The organism is Leadbetterella byssophila DSM 17132, assembly GCF_000166395.1.
Taxonomy (GTDB): Bacteria; Bacteroidota; Bacteroidia; order Cytophagales; family Spirosomataceae; genus Leadbetterella; species Leadbetterella byssophila.
The window spans coordinates 3772707-3789008 of the sequence record NC_014655.1 but is presented as its reverse complement, the minus strand read 5'-3'; the positions used below and the strand labels follow the sequence as shown (position 1 = coordinate 3789008).

Genomic DNA, 16302 nt, shown 5'->3' with positions numbered 1-16302 from the left:
ATTCAATTAAAAGGTTAGTCCTAGACGAAATCCAATCGGCATCACCCAAGGGTTCACATTGTATCTTTCTATACCTTGCTTGAACTGTGACACACCACCCTGCACTCCGGACTCTAGCTGAAAAGCATTTTCCGGATCAATATTGATTTTTGCTTTGGTCCAAAGGATAATGTTCCTACTGTACAAGGCAAAGTTCACATTCTGAATTCTCCATTTGTTCACCCATTTTTTAGGCAAATCATAACCTAAGGAGATCTCTCTTAACTTCACGTAGGAAGCATCATACAAGAAAGGACGAGTAAAAGACCAGGTAGTAGCTCCAGCAAACGGAAGTATTCTGGTTCCTGGACCACCTAAATTCTCTTGATATATAGGATTACCATTTGCGTCTGTACCCGTTTGAATTACACCCGGAACAAAAACTCCTCCATAGGGCAGGGTATAGGGTCCATATTTAAAAGGATAAGAATTATACTCAGGTGTAGGTCCACCTACCAATGGGAAAACATTTCCATTTATCTTGATCATGGTTTCCTGATTAGCCACCAAATATTCTTTTAGCGCGTCTCCAGTTAACCCGTTTGCATTGATCAATTTATCATAGAATAGTTGAGACCTACCATCCTCTTCCCCATATCTATAGGTTTGAGAAACAAAATCACCTCCATTTCTCCAATCAAATGACATGCTCAAGCTCAAACCTTTGTATTGAAAACTGGTTTGAAGTCCCATGATAAATTTAGGATTGAAATTTCCTATCTTATTCTTGGTATTAGCGGCCTCAATGGCTTGCCATTTTCCGGTTTCATCTAAAATAGGGTATCCAAAGTATTTAGAGTTGGGATCCGTCACGGTAACCACTTCCGCATCATATATATCACCTATCTCATCACCTACGTATGTCCAGGCTCCTCCTCTGGCATCCGTCCAAAGGGTATAATAGGGAAGTTCATCAGATAGCTCCATAATTCTGGTGCGGTTCCTGGTCCAGTTGGCATTGATATCCCATCTAAAATCTCTGGTTTGAATAGGAGTTCCTCCTAATCCAAGTTCCCAACCTTTACTTACCAGCAGACCGGCATTGACATTCTTCGTAGTATAACCTGTAGACGGAGGAAGCTTAGCACTTAGAATCTGGTTTCTACTTTCTACCTGATAGTAAGTGGCATTCATTCTAAGTCGGTTAGTAAAGAAATTCAAATCCACCCCTCCTTCGTAAGATGTTACTATTTCAGGCTTCAAATCAGGCACGAGTAAGGTAGATGGTGTTCTTAAACGTGGTATTCCATCCCAAGCCCCTTGGTTATTCAAAGTACCTAATAGATTATATGGATTCGCATCATTACCTACCTGTGCCACCCCTCCTCTTAGTTTAAAAAGACTTACACTGCTAGGCAGAGGTAGAAATTCACTAGCCAGGATACTTAAGGAAGCAGAAGGATAGAAATAAGATCTGTTTTGTTCAGGAAGAGTGGATGACCAGTCGTTTCTTGCTGTGATATCAAGAAACACCATGTCTTTGAATCCTAAAGTAGCTAATCCATAAACACTGTAAATGGATCTTTGGAACCAAGAACTACCGTAATTCAAGTTAGCTGGTGCTATATTTTGAATCGTATAGATTCCAGGAACGATCAGTCCTGTGCCACCTTTAGTAGAGTTACTTACTTCAGTACCCTTTTGGTACCTAACATTTCCTCCACCTGAAATGCTCAGACTAAAATCTTGAAGATCCTTTTGATAAGTAGCTAAGAAATCAATATTATGTTCAAAATTACCAATATTGATCAAGGCGTAGGCACCTTTTGGGTCATTGGTGTAGCTATTGGCCACTTTTAGGTCTCTCCTTTCGTCTAACTTATCCATAGAATATCTGGCAAACATGCTGAAGGCAGGTGAGATTTGATAATCCGCTCGAATGTTTCCATAGATCCTATCTCTAACGAAAGCATTATTCACTTCATAAGCTAGGAAATAAGGGTTATTGTAAACCCCATTTGCTTGGGAACGTTGCTGCAATCCTTCTTGCCCAGGCATCCAGTATTCTTTCATGTCAAGGATGTCTATGTGAGGAGATACACTATAGGCCCATTGCAGAGGGTTTGCGCCACGGTTTCCTGCCGGACGGTTATTAGAATTATTTCTACTAAAGTCAATGACAGAGCTCAATCTGATCTGATTTGTCACCTTAATAGAGGTATTCAGGTTGATGGTATTCCTAAATAGGTCAGAATTAGGTATAACCCCTCTGTTCCACATGTTGGAATAAGAGAGACGATAATTGTAAGTGCCTGTATTATTCGCAATGGAAAGACCATTTGTAGTAGTGATTCCCGTTTGCACAAAGTTCTTCACATTATCTTTATGTGAGACCAAAGGCATTTTCATAGGTTTCCCGTCAGGACCGATAGGACTGTTCCATTGTACTTCTTCATACCCTTTATCTAAGGCAGCTCCATAGGTACCTGCCACGTTTTCTTCTATCAGTTTTCCGAATGGATTACTAAAAGGAGTACCGGTAATTTCTGTTGGAATAGCCGAAAACTGTCCTGAACCTAACATGGTTTGCCATTTCAGGAATTTATAGGGTTGATCAAATACGGTACTACTATTTACGGAAACGGTCATTTTATTGACGTTTGCTCCGCTTTTTGTAGTAATCAAAACTACCCCATTACCTGCACGCGATCCGTAGAGTGCTGCAGCACTTGGCCCTTTTAAGATAGATATATTCTCTATATCATCCGGATTTAAGCTACCTATAGCATTACCAAAGTCTACACGGTTATCATTTCCACCTGTGCTAACATTGTTCAAAGTATTTGCTATGGGAACGCCGTCGATAACGAACAGAGGTTGATTATCTGAGTTAAGGGAGTTAGCACCACGGATCACCATGGACACAGATGAACCGGTTCCACCGGTAGAATTGATGGTTACACCAGAAACTTTCCCGGCCAAACCATTGAGGACGTTTTCCTGAACTACTCGGTTCAGTTCTTTTCCGTCTACTTTACCTACAGAATAGCCTAAGCTTCTCTCCTCTCTTTTGATCCCTAAAGCGGTGACAATCACCTCACTTAAGGAATTCTCATCTGAATCTAGAGCTACGTTGATGATGCTTCGATTTCCAACCGGGACTTCTACTTTCTGAAAACCTACGAAGGTAAATACCAATACCGCATCTGGTCCAGAAACGTCTATTTGGTAATCCCCGTGAAGGTCAGTTGTAACCCCTCGAGTAGTGTTCTTTTGAATAACATTTACGCCGGGTAATTCTCCGGCATCTGCAGCAGATGTTACCTTTCCTCTAATGGTTCGGTTTTGCGCCATAGCCATCCAGGATGGCACCATAAAAAGAAGAGCAAAGAGTAACCTACTAATTCGCTTAGTGCTCATACTCATAAGTTCTAATGGTTTTACTATCATTATACTTATGATGCTTTGCAAAGGACTACTCAAAAAAACTAATTCTTTAACCAGGTAGATTTTTCTCCTTTCTTTTGAAGGACAAATTGATCAAAAAGGGCTCCATCAGCCGTGAAAGCCTGATATTCTAATAGATCATTCTTGATCTTGATGACTTGATAATTTTGGATAAAATCCCCCTTCTTCTGCATCCACGTCTTGTCTTCTCCGGCCGCATACATCTTTGGTCCTGAATTAGAAACCACAAATGCCATATCATGATTATTCTTGTTCATTATACCTCTTCCATAGGAATGGTCATGTCCCTGCAAAATGAGATCTACATTGTGCTTTTCTAAGACAGGTAATAAGGCATTTCTCAAATCTGTATTGTCCCGATTAGCTTTCGTAGAATACAATGGAAAATGGATGAGTACCACCTTCCACTTCTGTTTGGATCTGGAGAAGACTCCATCTAACCACTGCATACTGGCTTTCTCCAATTCTTTGGAATCATATATCATAGTAGCGTCTAATACTCCCAAGACCATATCTTCAAAATGTATGGAATAGGAAGTTTCTGTGAGAGTATCAGGGCCATTTTCCGGTAAGGAGAATTGGGCCTTCCAGTGCGCACTTAGATTATTCACTCCTTTGCCGAATTCATGGTTACCGGGTGTCATAGCAGAAGGAATGGAGGCATGAATAAAGGAGCCGGCGGCAAACCATTCTGCCCATTCCGGATCCCGATTGTGCCGGTTAATCAGATCCCCACCGTGCAATATAAAATCAGGATTATGAGTGATGGATTTTCGAATAACTCTCGACCAGTGATTCTTAACATCATTCTGAGCATCACCAAAATAGATAAAAGTTAATTCCTTAGCTGGCAGGGCAAACTGAAACCATTCGCTTTTGTAAGGACCATTTCCCACCCTATAAACATAAGAATTTCCAGGTTCCAGGCCCCGTATTATAGCAGAATGATAGAGAGCCTGACCTTCTTCAAAATTTAATAAAGTTGTGGTTGATTTTAGGGAATCAAGTTGCGACAAAAATTGAGTTCCCGTACTGGCTTTGGCAAATTGAACCCAGCCATCTTTCTGATGAATATCAGTCCTCCAGTTAACCCCCACACTTCTCGAAGCATCAGCCCCCAGATTAAGGATAATTCGATCTGGATAAGCGCTAGGTAAAATACTTTGCCCTATAGCAGTATGGACAATCAATAAAAGGTATAATATTCTCATGCTACAGAGAAATCAACTGTGTTTCTCAAGTGTTGTTTGGCTTTGATCAACTGATTCTTTACCGTGTTCTTAGATATCTGCATAATGTCCGCGATTTCTTGATAGGACTTTCCTTCTTCTATGGTCAGCCGAATGATCATCTTCCTCTTTTCAGATAATCTTTCCACTGCCCTACTCAAACGTAAAAAGGTTTCTTCTTCTACCGTAGCCTCAGTATTTTGCATTTGCTGTAAGAACTGAACTCTGGCCAATTCATCTTTAGCTAACTTTTTTAAATAATCAAAGGCAATGTTTTTCAAACTGGTGAAAATATAGGCTTGAAGGTGGGCGTCGAAATTCAGTTTTTCCTTTCTAAGCCACATCTTTAAGAATACATCTTGCACCATATTTTCCGCCTCCTCCTTGTCTTTAAGGATAGAAGTCAAAAAATGAACACCAGGCCTATAATACTTTTGGTACAACTGCCTGAACTCTTCATCATGTCCTGTAGTTAGATGTTCCATTCCTCGATTATGAAATATTTAAGGTAAAACTATAATATTCTAAGATGAAGAAATTTGCAAAACGCGTAAAATAATCCTCATTTTGCGCAAACCCTAAAAAAATATCATTTTCATAACCAGCCTAATACCCTAAACAAAGACAAATTATTCCCACTAGGATTAGTCCGAATGCTACAAATCGAAGTGATACTTAAAAACCCTAAAGTACATGAATGCCAATTTCATCACTGAAATCTTTCTTCCCCTAGCATTGGCCATCATCATGATGGGCATGGGACTTACCTTAGTAGTAGACGACTTCAAACGAGTAATCCTCTATCCAAAAGCCATTGGACTGGGACTGATCTTCCATGTCATCCTTCTACCTTCCATAGCATTCTTAGTCATCTATCTCTTAGGGCTAAGAACTGAGTTAGCGGTGGGTCTGGTCATCTTAGCTTCTTGTCCTGCCGGTCCTACATCTAATCTGATCACACACCTTTCTAAAGGTGATACGGCCTTAGCCATCACATTAACTATATTCTCTAGTATGGTAACCATCTTTACCATCCCCTTTGTAGTGAATTTCGCCATTCGGCATTTTATGCCAGAGGGGCAGTACGAGCTGTTGCCTCTTTTCCGAACCATATTTACCGTCTTATTAATTATAGCGCTCCCGGTAGCTATCGGTATGTTAATTCGCTACAAGGCACCTCATTTCGCCGAGAGATCACAAAAGACCTTCAAGCTTCTTTCTGCCCTCTTCCTTGTCTTAATAATAGGGTCAGCCCTTTATAAGGAAAAGGATAATTTAGCTGAATTCTTCCAACTTTCCGGACCTGCTGCATTACTCCTTAATATCCTGACACTTGGTATTAGTTTTTTGCTGGCTCGCTGGATCCGATTAAATTTCAGACAAAGCCTCACCATCTCTATTGAATCCGGAATTCAAAATGGAACCTTGGGTATTGCTATAGCCAGCACGCTTTTGCAGAATCCCACCATGTCTATTCCTTCCGCGATCTATAGCATCATCATGTTTATTACGGCCACAGCTATTATATTTATTGGAAATAAAACACTTAAGGCATGAGATTTTTAATTTTCCTCTTCATCTGTATTTATACTCAAGTTTCCGCCCAAAGCACTTATGCGGAGAAATTAGGATTTCCTAAAGGCAAAAAAGTAGTCATCTTCCACGTAGACGATTGCGGAATGTCTTATTCCTCTAATCAAGGAGCCATTAAATCCATTGAAAATGGAATAGCTACCTCTTGTAGTATTATGATGCCTTGTCCATGGGCACCCAGCTTCATAAAATATATCCAAAACAGTAAAATAGACTATGATGCCGGCCTCCACCTAACCCTTACCTCTGAATGGAAAGATTACAGATGGACTCCCTTAGCCGGAGCCTCTCAAGTTCCAGGACTTTGCGATAAAGAAGGCTGCATGTGGCACACCGTAGAACAAGTAGTGAAGAATGCCAGCCCAGATGAAGTAGAAAAAGAGATCAGAGCACAGTTAAAAAGAGCACTGGATATGGGATATACTCCTACACATATGGATTCACACATGGGCACCTTGTTTGCGCATGGCCCTTTCTTAGAAAGATATATCAAAGTGGGTATTGAACACCAAATCCCTGTGATGTTTCCGGGAGGTAACAATAAACTGATCATTCAATGCCTTCAAAGTGACATGATCAAAGAACTGAAAGCCCAAGGCAAGTGGAAAGAAGGCACTGTATTACCTGTGCCTGACATAGTTAAAGGAGCCGGACCTATAGGCCAACAAATATGGGCGGCAGGTCTACCGGTGCTAGATGACCTGCATACCATTAGTGGAGACTGGGCACCTGAGGATAAAACTGATCCTGTCAAATGGGGCAATTACAAAGCAAAACAATTTATCAAAGCCCTTGATGACATGGAACCGGGTGTAGCTATGTTTATAGTCCACAGTAGCGATATCACAGATGCCTTTCAATATATCTCAGGCTCCGGGGGATCCAGAAGAGGAGATATGTATTCTATGATGGATAAAGAGCTGAAAGATTACATAGAAAAGAACGGTATCATCCTGACTACCTTCAGAGAACTAATGAACAGACGTAAAAACATCAAATGAAAAAACTCATTCTCTTTGTTCTCCTACCATTTTTTGCTAAAGGACAAGATGAAGCCCTGATTTTTCCTTTGCAGGGCCAGCATGTCCATGCCAGTTCCATAGTGGAGCTTCCTAATGGCGACTTACTCGTGGCATGGTTTCAAGGTAGTGGAGAAAGAACAGCTGATGATGTTAAAATAATGGGGGCTAGAAGGACCGGTAAGAGCTGGTCAGCTCCCTTTGTGTTAGCTGATACGCCCTTTTTGCCGGATTGTAATCCGGTATTATTCCTTAATCATAAGAAACAACTTCATTTGGTCTGGATAGCAGTGCAAGCTAATCGCTGGGAACAATCCATTTTAAAAATACTGAAGAGTAAAGACCATGAACCCAACTGGGTATGGCAAGACAATATACTTCTCAAACCTGCGGAAGAATTTGCTGTAGAAGTAGAACAAAAATTAAAATCCCTTCCACCATTAAATCATGGATGGGCCGAATATGCTCCAAAATACGATGACCTTATTATCACAGCGGCACAGGATCCTGTAAAACGCAGTACAGGCTGGATGACTAGAATCAAACCTTTACTCCTTCCTGATCAAAAGATCCTTCTACCCTTATATTCAGATGGCTTTAACTTCAGTATGATGGCCCTATCTGAAGACGATGGAGAGACTTGGCTTCCCAGTCTTCCCTTAGTGGGTCGAGGCCCCATCCAGCCCGCTCTAGTGCTAAAAAAGGATGGAAGCATTGCTGCCTTTCTACGAGATTCAGGTGATTCCCCTAATCAAGTACACTATTCAGAGTCAAAGGATGGAGGATATACCTGGTCAGCTAGTCGAAAAATCAAAATCCCAACGGCTGCATCAGTAGAAGCACTTCATTTGCCTGACGGAAGATGGATCATGGTGCTGAATGACCAAGAGAATTCTCGTCACCGACTAAGCTTATATGTTTCTCAAGATGAAGGTATAAACTGGGAAAGAAAGAAGATTTTGGAAGAGACTGCAAGAGGTTCATTCTCCTATCCCTCCCTTATTCCCTCTAGTGACGGGCACTTACATTTAACCTATTCTTATCATTTGGATGGGAAGAACAAAAGTATCAAGTACAGAAAGATTAAACTATGAAACGAATTCTATTTCTACTCTTCTTAGCACCCTCTGCTTTTGCTCAAAAGCACATTGACCAAGCATTTGAACAAGATTATAGTAAAAAAAACTATGCTCCAGAGGGAATAGAAATGCGCCAAATGGCCATGGATAGGAATCAGAATGTCAGAGTTCTGACAAATCAAGGAGTAATGTTACCCACACATTCGGAGTTTTTATTCCCCGGTTCATTCTCTCCAGACACCCGATACAGAACCAGCGCTCCCAAGAAGATCCAATACCTCAGTACAGTTGAGGATCAGCTAATCTTTGCTGATGAGACCCATCTTTTCTCCCAAGCCTGGGCAGGAAGATTATTCCTGCCTTTGCCCATAAAGGATATAAAAGCACTTGCCGCTGCTTCAAAAGAGGATCACCTCATTTCTGACGGTCAGACATTAATACACATAAGTTCTGCGAGTAAAAAGACCATCCCAAGTACCGGCAAAATTCTGCAAATCCTTCATAGAGATAAACAGTACTATGTTTTGAAGGAAAATAGTCTTGAGAAGTGGGACGGTAAGACATTACAAAAGATACAGTCGGGCAAAGGTTTCAGATGTTTGGAAATCCATAAGGGACAAGTCATTATAGGCACCCCAGAGGGTTTACTGATTAACCAAGTTGCTAAGAAAGACCTACCCTCAATAGATATCACATCATTAAGGTCAATAGGTGAAAAGCTGTGGGTAGGAACTACTGAGGGAGCTTATTCTATAGATTCTAAAGGAAAGATCAATTATTACTATGGAGAAAGATGGATTCCTTCACAGGAAGTAATCCAAATAGAGCCGGGTCCCGAAGAGTCCGTTTTGATTCTAACAAAAAAAGGTTTAGCGAACATCTGCTTTAAGAAGATGACTTTAAAAGAGAAAGCTGAGTTTTTTCAAAAGCAAGTCAGAAGCAGACATATCAGGAATGGATTCAATGCCACACTTTATGGGATCAAGAACGGAGATCTTAGCACGGGATATTTAGGTGATTCTGACAATGACGGACTCTGGACCAGCATGTATCTAGGTGCGGAAGCCTTCCGTTATGCCGTAACTCAAGAGAAAGATGCTTTTGAGAATGTAATGGAGAGCCTAGAGGCTATGGAAAGACTATACACCGTACATCACCTCCCTGGATTTCCTGCCAGATCTTTCGAAAGATCAGGGTTTAAGAATATACTTGCTGATCCGGAAAGATGGCAGTCGTCTCCTGATCCGGAATGGGATTGGAAGGCTACAACCAGCTCAGATGAGGCTATCGGGCACATGTTTGTTTATGGGGTGATTGCTGAACTGATTCCTGAACTTAGAAAAAGGGCAACGCTACTTATGGACACTCTCATGAGCCATATCGTTAAAAACGACTGGTACCTCATAGATCACGATGGCAAACCTACCCAATGGGGCCGTTGGAATCCGAAATACGTAAATGGATTTCCTACGAACGTGGGCGACCGCAAGCTCAATTCTTCTAACATCATTTCTATGCTACAAACGGCCTATATGTTTACGGGTAAAGAAATCTACAAAGAGAAAGCACTTCATCTATTATATAAAGAGGGATATCTGGAAAACTTGATGCGCCCCATGAAGGAGATAGGGGCCACTCCTGATGGTGGAGATGCTTACGCACAGATGCTATCAGAAGCATGGAATCACTCGGATGATGAAATGTACTTTTTGGGTTACTGGGGACTCTACAGGTATGCCTTGAATGAGGACTTAAAGCAAAAATTCAAGGTCTCTATTATAGATCACTGGGATGCAGAGAGGCCGGAAAAAGATGGATTATGGAATTTAATGACGGCTATAACAGGGGTCAAGGAATTTGATTTAGAAGAAGCTATTTGGTACCTACAGGAACATCCTTTGGATCTTATCCAATGGGAAATCAAGAACAGTCATAGACAAGACATACGGAAAATGGCTCCTAATTTCCGCAAGCAGAGTCTTCAAGAGGTATTACCTCCTGACGAAAGACCTGTACAAAGGCACAATGCAAACATGTTCAATCTGGATAAAGCAAATGGAAATTACGAGCTGAGTGCCGGAGATATTTGGCTTCTCCCCTACTGGTTAGGCAGATATTTAGGTGTGATATCCGATTGAAAATGCACTAGATCCTTAGTCATCTTCGTTTTTTTATTCGGATAATTATCAGGATATTTGCAGGGCTTTTTTTAGAAAGCTTAACACAGAACTATGAAAATTCTCGGCATATCAGCCTTCTACCATGATTCGGCGGCGTCCATAGTGGTAAACGGTGAAATAGTAGCAGCGGCACAGGAAGAAAGGTTTACACGTAAGAAGCATGATCCGGCTTTCCCCTCTAACGCCATCCGTTTCTGTTTAGAATATAGTGGATTAGAATTAAAGGATTTAGACGCTATTGTATTTTATGATAAACCGCTTTTAAAGTTTGAGCGTCTTTTAGAAACTTATTATGCCTTCGCTCCATCCGGTTTTAGATCGTTTATTACAGCTATTCCGGTTTGGATCAAGGAAAAAATGTTCTTAAAACGTTTGATCAGAGAAGAGCTGGATAAAATAGGGAAGTATAATACTAAGAAGACAAAGTTGCTGTTCCCTGAGCATCATCTTTCTCATGCAGCATCTGCTTATTATCCATCTCCTTATGATGATGCGGCCATTTTAACCATTGATGGTGTAGGAGAATGGGCTACAGTATCCATTTGCCACGGAAAAAATGAAAAGATTACTATTCTCAAAGAATTGAGGTTCCCTCATTCCTTGGGATTATTATATTCTGCATTTACTTATTTCTTAGGATTCCGTGTGAACTCCGGAGAGTATAAGTTGATGGGTCTAGCGCCTTACGGAAACCCTAAGTCGCCAGACATCAAGAAGTACATTGACACCATCAAAACGCACATGATTTCTATCAAGGCTGATGGTTCCTTGTGGTTAAATCAGGATTATTTTGATTACGCCACGGGCTTAAAGATGGTCAATGAAAGTAAATGGGAGAAACTTTTTGGTTTCCCTACCAGAAAGCCAGAAGACGAATTACTGCAGCACCACTGTAACCTGGGTCTTGCTATTCAGGAGATCACGGAGGAAGTAGTATTATTGATGGCCAAAGAGGCTCAAAAATTGACCGGGAGTAAAAGCTTATGTCTAGCCGGGGGTGTAGCTCTTAATTGTGTATCTAACGGTAAGGTACAAAAATCAGGCATTTTTGAAAACGTATTTATCCAGCCTGCCTCAGGTGACGCCGGTGGTGCACTAGGTGCGGCCTTAGCCGTTCACTACATGTACTATGGAAATACAAGATCCATAAACTATACCATGGACGCCTTGAAGGGATCTTATTTGGGACCCACTTTCAGCGATCTGGATGTAGAATTAATGTCAAAAAAATACAATGCCCAATATACCTATTACCCGAACTTTAGCGACTTGGCTTCAGAAACTGCCAAGATTCTAGCTTCTGAAAACGTAGTAGGATGGGTACAAGGCAAGATGGAGTTCGGTCCTCGTGCCTTAGGAGGCAGAAGTATCTTGGGTGACCCTAGGAGTGCGGAGATGCAGAAAAAGCTGAACCTAAAAATCAAGTACAGAGAGTCATTCCGTCCGTTTGCTCCTTCCGTGTTAGCTTCTGATGTAGAAGAATACTTTGATTATAAAGGCATTTCGCCTTATATGTTATTGGTACATCCGGTAGCTGATAAGATCAAGAAAGCACTTCCTCAAGGATACGAGGAAATGAATTTAAGAGAAAAACTATATCACTTAAGGTCAGATCTTCCTTCTATAACTCATATTGACTATTCTGCAAGGATTCAGACCGTACATGAGGAAACGAACCCTCGTTACCATGAGTTAATTAGTAGATTTAAAGACTTAACAGGAGTAGGTGTAGTAGTTAATACTTCGTTTAACGTTCGTGGGGAACCTATTGTAATGACCCCGAATGATGCGTATCGCTGCTTTATGAGAACGGAGATGGATTATCTAGTAGTGGGTAATTATCTGTTTAATAAGAAAGACCAGCCGGATTGGCAGGAAAAAGACAACTGGAAAGAAGAATTTGTATTAGACTAAAAATAGACGATTATATGGAATTTTTAAAAGACTTATGGGGATTCATGGCAGCAAGAAAAAAATTCTGGTTGGCCCCTTTGATCATCATTCTATTGCTTGTAGGTATTCTAGTAGTGATAGGAGGTAGTTCAGCTATTGCTCCGTTTATCTATACCTTATTCTAATATGACAGAAGAAACACTGAAAAGTCAGGATAAAACCAAATCCATACTGGTCATCGTAGTAGGATTTTTAGTCCTATACAGTATATTCTTGTATGCGGGCAAGGAAAGTATTTTTGGTGGACACTTCAAGACCGTTTGGTTCTTGTACGTTTCACTAGGAGTGGGAGTACTATCCCTGCTCTCCTCTACAATAGAGAATTTCATCCTTATCATATGGTTTAAGATAGCCTTAGTATTAGGTTTTATCAATACACGAATAATTTTAGGGATAGTATTTTTTGTGTTCCTCACCCCATTTGCTTGGTTACAAAAGCTCTTTGTTCGGAAGAACTATTTGAGTCTAAAGGACACAGAAGACACCGTCTATCATACTAGAAATCATACTTATAGCAAGGAAGATTTCGAAAATGTATGGTAAGAAAAAGGGGTTAGATATAAACTAACCCCTTTTTTATTTATATTCTATATTATAATTCTATCTTTTCGAAACTATTCACTCTTAATCGATTAATTTTGCAGTTCGTATATAGATGTGATGAAAAGAAAAGAAGAAGACGCAAATTCCAAGCGCGCACCGCGCCCACGTAAAAAAGTGGAGGAAACTCCAAGAGCCTTCGAAGGAGGCAGGAAAAATTCCTTTGAGAAGAGGGTCCAAGATAATAGATCAGAAGGCTTTAAAAAGCCGTTCCGGAAAGACGGAGAAAATTCTAGATTTGATAGAACCGGCGATAAACCGAGATTTGATAGAAGATCAGATTCCGGACGTGCCGATAGACCAGGTTCCGGCCGTTTTGATAAACCCGCATTTAATAGAAATTCGAAGTCAGGAGAAAGACGCTTTGATAAACCTAGATTTGACAGAAATGCTGAATTAGGTGAAAGACGCTTCGATAAACCTAGATTTGACAGAAATGCCGAATCTGGAGAAAGACGCTTTGATAAGCCTAGATTTGATAGAAATGCCGAATCAGGTGAAAGACGCTTCGATAAGCCTAGATTCGGCAGAAATGCCGAATCAGGTGAAAGACGCTTTGATAAGCCTAGATTTGACAGAAATGCCGAATCAGGTGAAAGACGCTTCGATAAGCCTAGATTTGACAGAAATACCGAATCAGGTGAAAGAAGTTTTGGTAAAACGTCTGGAAGAGATAATGCATTCCAAGAAGAAGGTTCTAGCAATAAAAGACAGTTTGGAAGGAAGAAAGGGGAGCCATTTGAGTATGGTAAAAACCTTAAACCTCAGAAGAGACCTGATTATTCCGAAGAAAATTTAATCAAAAACCTTCCGGAGAAACAGAAAAAGAAAGTTGCTGAGAAAGTAGTTCCTTCTGACCTTATTCGTTTAAATAGATATATAGCGAATTCAGGTATCTGTTCACGTAGGGAAGCTGATGATCTGATTGAAAGTGGTCAAATTACGGTCAATGGGAAAACCATTACTGAGATGGGATATCAGGTAAAGAAAACTGACGTAGTAAAATACGGCAGGAAGATTCTTAATCCTGAAAAGCTAGTTTATGTTCTATTAAACAAACCAAAAGACTTCATCACCACTACAGAAGATCCTGAAGGAAGAAGAACGGTGATGGAATTAGTTGCTAAAGCCGGCCCGGAAAGAATCTACCCTGTGGGAAGACTAGACCGTGCTACTACGGGCCTTCTCTTGTTCACGAACGATGGAGAATTAGCCGAGAAATTATCACATCCTTCAAACGAAATCAGAAAGATTTACCAGGTTGAGATAGATAAGCCATTGGCAAAAGAAGATTTCGAAAAATTAATTGAAGGAGTAGAATTAGAAGATGGCTTTATCAAACCGGATCAAGTTTCCATTGTTACTCCAGATCAACAGGTAATCGGCATAGAGATCCATAGTGGTAAAAACAGGGTAGTTAGAAGGATCTTCGAACATTTAGGATACGAAGTAACTCAACTGGACCGTACTACCTATGCAGGATTAACCAAAAAAGACCTTCCGAGAGGAAATTGGCGTTTTTTAACTGAAAAAGAAGTGATTAGATTGAAATATATGATCTAATTTTCCTTTCTTTGGTAAAAAACACGTCATAACTATGTCCGATAACGCAAAAAAGATCCAGGAAGAGCCAGCTAAGCAGGTAGAAGAAACGGCTAAGCAGGTTGAAGAATCAGCAAAAGAACTGGTTTCAGATGCAAGTGCCAAAGTAGAGGAAGCCAAAGAAAGCGTCAAAGAGAACCTTTCAGAAAAAGCTGATGAACTAAAGGAAGCCGCTGAAACGAAGTTGGCAGAGGCAAAAGAAAATGCTTCTGAATTAACTGAAGAGCTAAAAGCGGAGGCATCTGCAAAAATAGATGAAGCCAAAGAAGTAGCTTCTGAAGCAAAAGAGATAGTAACGGATAAGCTTACAGATGCGAAAGACGCTGCGGAAGATTTAGCAAGTGATAAAGCTGCAGAAATCAAGGAGGTTGCTACTGAGAAATTAGATCAAGCTAAAGATAAAGCTTCTAAGATCACTGCAGACCTTTCAGAAAAAGCAGATGAATTCAAAGCAGAAGCCGCTGAGAAATTTACCGAATTAAAAGATGATGCTGCAGAAGTGGCGGCTAAAGTGGCTAATAAAGCTGCTGAAGTAAAAGATGCAGCAGCAGATAAGCTTGCTGATATTAAAGAGGATGTTTCTGAGGTAGCAACGAAAGTGGCTGACAAAGCCGCAGAGAAATTCTCTGATCTAAAAGAAGATGTATCAGAAGTAGCTTCAAAATTTGCAGATAAAGCTGCTGAAGTGACAGAAGTAGCAAAAGATAAACTAGGAGATATAGCAGAGGATCTTTCAGAGGCAACTGTGAAAGCCAGACAAAAAGCAGAGGAACTTTCAAGTGAAATTGGGGAAACGGCTCAAGAAGTAACAAAGAAAACCAGAGGCTTTTTCGCTAGACTTTTTGGTAAGAAATAAAGATCGAGGTTTAAGCCCCGATCTTTATTTACTTAATTAATCCAATTTAACGGTTTTACTCACGGCAGAATCTCCTTGAGAAATCAACACAAATAAGGTACCCTTGGTGTTTTTAGGGAGCTCTATTTGCCCCATGTATTCCCCTTCGTGACCTTTAATCTCTTCCTTCTTGATCACCTTGCCTTGTGGATTTACCACTACTATAGAGACATCATCTTTCTGTTTAGCCCTGAAACGTACGTTCAGAATATGGTTATTGGGCTTATTAGGATATACCTGAACTCCCCCCAAACCATCTAATGAGAAACCCATGGGAAAGTGTCTATCCATTTCAGCGAATGCTAATCTCCCGGATTCCCAACCTTTCTCGGCACCTTTACGGATAATCCTGGCATTTTTCTCCCACATTTCCGGATCCCCTAATCGGAGAGATAAGGCTCGGGTAGAATCAACAAGAACACGAATACTCTTTCTCAAGGAATCAGATGGAATTTCAAATTCCTCCACTTCCTTTTTCCCGTTAATATCCGTTTCAACACGAATAAAACTCTTCTCAGGGCCACCACGTCTTTCGATGTGAATGCTCTTAAAACTACGATCCTGTCCAAGAACCGGAGCTGCCAACAATAACAATACTATTAACTTTTTCATAATTCTGACTTTTTAATGATATAGACAGATGTTTTTTATAAAAGTTGCATCTTATATACAGGAAAATTCTACTTCATGCACTCAATTCGGCTC

13 protein-coding genes are annotated in these 16302 nt (G+C 40.6%); 9 read left to right on the top strand and 4 right to left on the bottom strand.

The genetic code is table 11. From position 1 onward, the window contains the following. Positions 1-6: 6 nt before the first annotated feature. The 3 genes from LBYS_RS16870 to LBYS_RS16860 form a co-directional block, all read right to left on the bottom strand. Positions 7-3405 carry a SusC/RagA family TonB-linked outer membrane protein gene (locus LBYS_RS16870; protein ID WP_041824937.1) on the bottom strand — a complete coding sequence of 1133 codons (3399 nt, stop codon included), beginning with the start codon at positions 3403-3405 and terminating at the stop codon, positions 7-9. A gap of 62 nt (positions 3406-3467) precedes the next feature. Then, positions 3468-4658 carry a purple acid phosphatase family protein gene (locus LBYS_RS16865; protein WP_013410051.1) on the bottom strand — a complete coding sequence of 397 codons (1191 nt, stop codon included), beginning with the start codon at positions 4656-4658 and terminating at the stop codon, positions 3468-3470. Next, positions 4655-5161 (bottom strand): sigma-70 family RNA polymerase sigma factor, encoded by a 507-nt coding sequence (locus LBYS_RS16860; protein WP_013410050.1) that lies wholly within the window; start codon positions 5159-5161, stop codon positions 4655-4657. The genes LBYS_RS16865 and LBYS_RS16860 overlap by 4 nt, the downstream gene beginning before the upstream one ends. 208 nt (positions 5162-5369) lie before the next feature. On the opposite strand from LBYS_RS16860, the gene LBYS_RS16855 reads away from it, so the two are divergent. The 9 genes from LBYS_RS16855 (at position 5370) to LBYS_RS18495 (ending at position 15558) form a co-directional block, all read left to right on the top strand. Continuing rightward, complete coding sequence (locus tag LBYS_RS16855) at positions 5370-6233, top strand: bile acid:sodium symporter family protein (protein WP_013410049.1); 864 nt, start codon at positions 5370-5372, stop codon at positions 6231-6233. After that, positions 6230-7270 (top strand): polysaccharide deacetylase family protein, encoded by a 1041-nt coding sequence (locus LBYS_RS16850; RefSeq protein WP_013410048.1) that lies wholly within the window; start codon positions 6230-6232, stop codon positions 7268-7270. Before LBYS_RS16855 ends, LBYS_RS16850 begins: the two co-directional genes overlap by 4 nt. Further along, positions 7267-8382 (top strand): sialidase family protein, encoded by a 1116-nt coding sequence (locus tag LBYS_RS16845; RefSeq protein WP_013410047.1) that lies wholly within the window; start codon positions 7267-7269, stop codon positions 8380-8382. The genes LBYS_RS16850 and LBYS_RS16845 overlap by 4 nt, the downstream gene beginning before the upstream one ends. Then, positions 8379-10505, top strand: coding sequence for a hypothetical protein (locus tag LBYS_RS16840; RefSeq protein ID WP_013410046.1), 2127 nt, complete (start codon positions 8379-8381; stop codon positions 10503-10505). Before LBYS_RS16845 ends, LBYS_RS16840 begins: the two co-directional genes overlap by 4 nt. A 93-nt stretch (positions 10506-10598) precedes the next feature. Beyond that, positions 10599-12461 (top strand): carbamoyltransferase family protein, encoded by a 1863-nt coding sequence (locus tag LBYS_RS16835; RefSeq protein ID WP_013410045.1) that lies wholly within the window; start codon positions 10599-10601, stop codon positions 12459-12461. 14 nt (positions 12462-12475) lie between these two features. Next, positions 12476-12625, top strand: coding sequence for a DUF5989 family protein (locus tag LBYS_RS19360; protein WP_013410044.1), 150 nt, complete (start codon positions 12476-12478; stop codon positions 12623-12625). Between the two features lies 1 nt (position 12626). Beyond that, positions 12627-13043: an SxtJ family membrane protein gene (locus LBYS_RS16830; protein WP_013410043.1), complete on the top strand. Its 417-nt coding sequence runs from the start codon at positions 12627-12629 to the stop codon at positions 13041-13043. Positions 13044-13160: 117 nt separating this feature from the next. Beyond that, entirely contained in the window at positions 13161-14663 is a 1503-nt protein-coding gene (locus LBYS_RS16825; protein ID WP_013410042.1) for a pseudouridine synthase, read from the top strand. Positions 14664-14697: 34 nt separating this feature from the next. Continuing rightward, complete coding sequence (locus LBYS_RS18495; RefSeq protein WP_013410041.1) at positions 14698-15558, top strand: hypothetical protein; 861 nt, start codon at positions 14698-14700, stop codon at positions 15556-15558. Between the two features lie 36 nt (positions 15559-15594). Here LBYS_RS18495 and LBYS_RS16815 read toward each other — a convergent pair whose 3' ends face one another. Continuing rightward, on the bottom strand, positions 15595-16209 hold the full coding sequence (locus LBYS_RS16815; protein WP_013410040.1) for a T9SS type A sorting domain-containing protein: 615 nt from the start codon (positions 16207-16209) through the stop codon (positions 15595-15597). Positions 16210-16302: the final 93 nt, after the last annotated feature.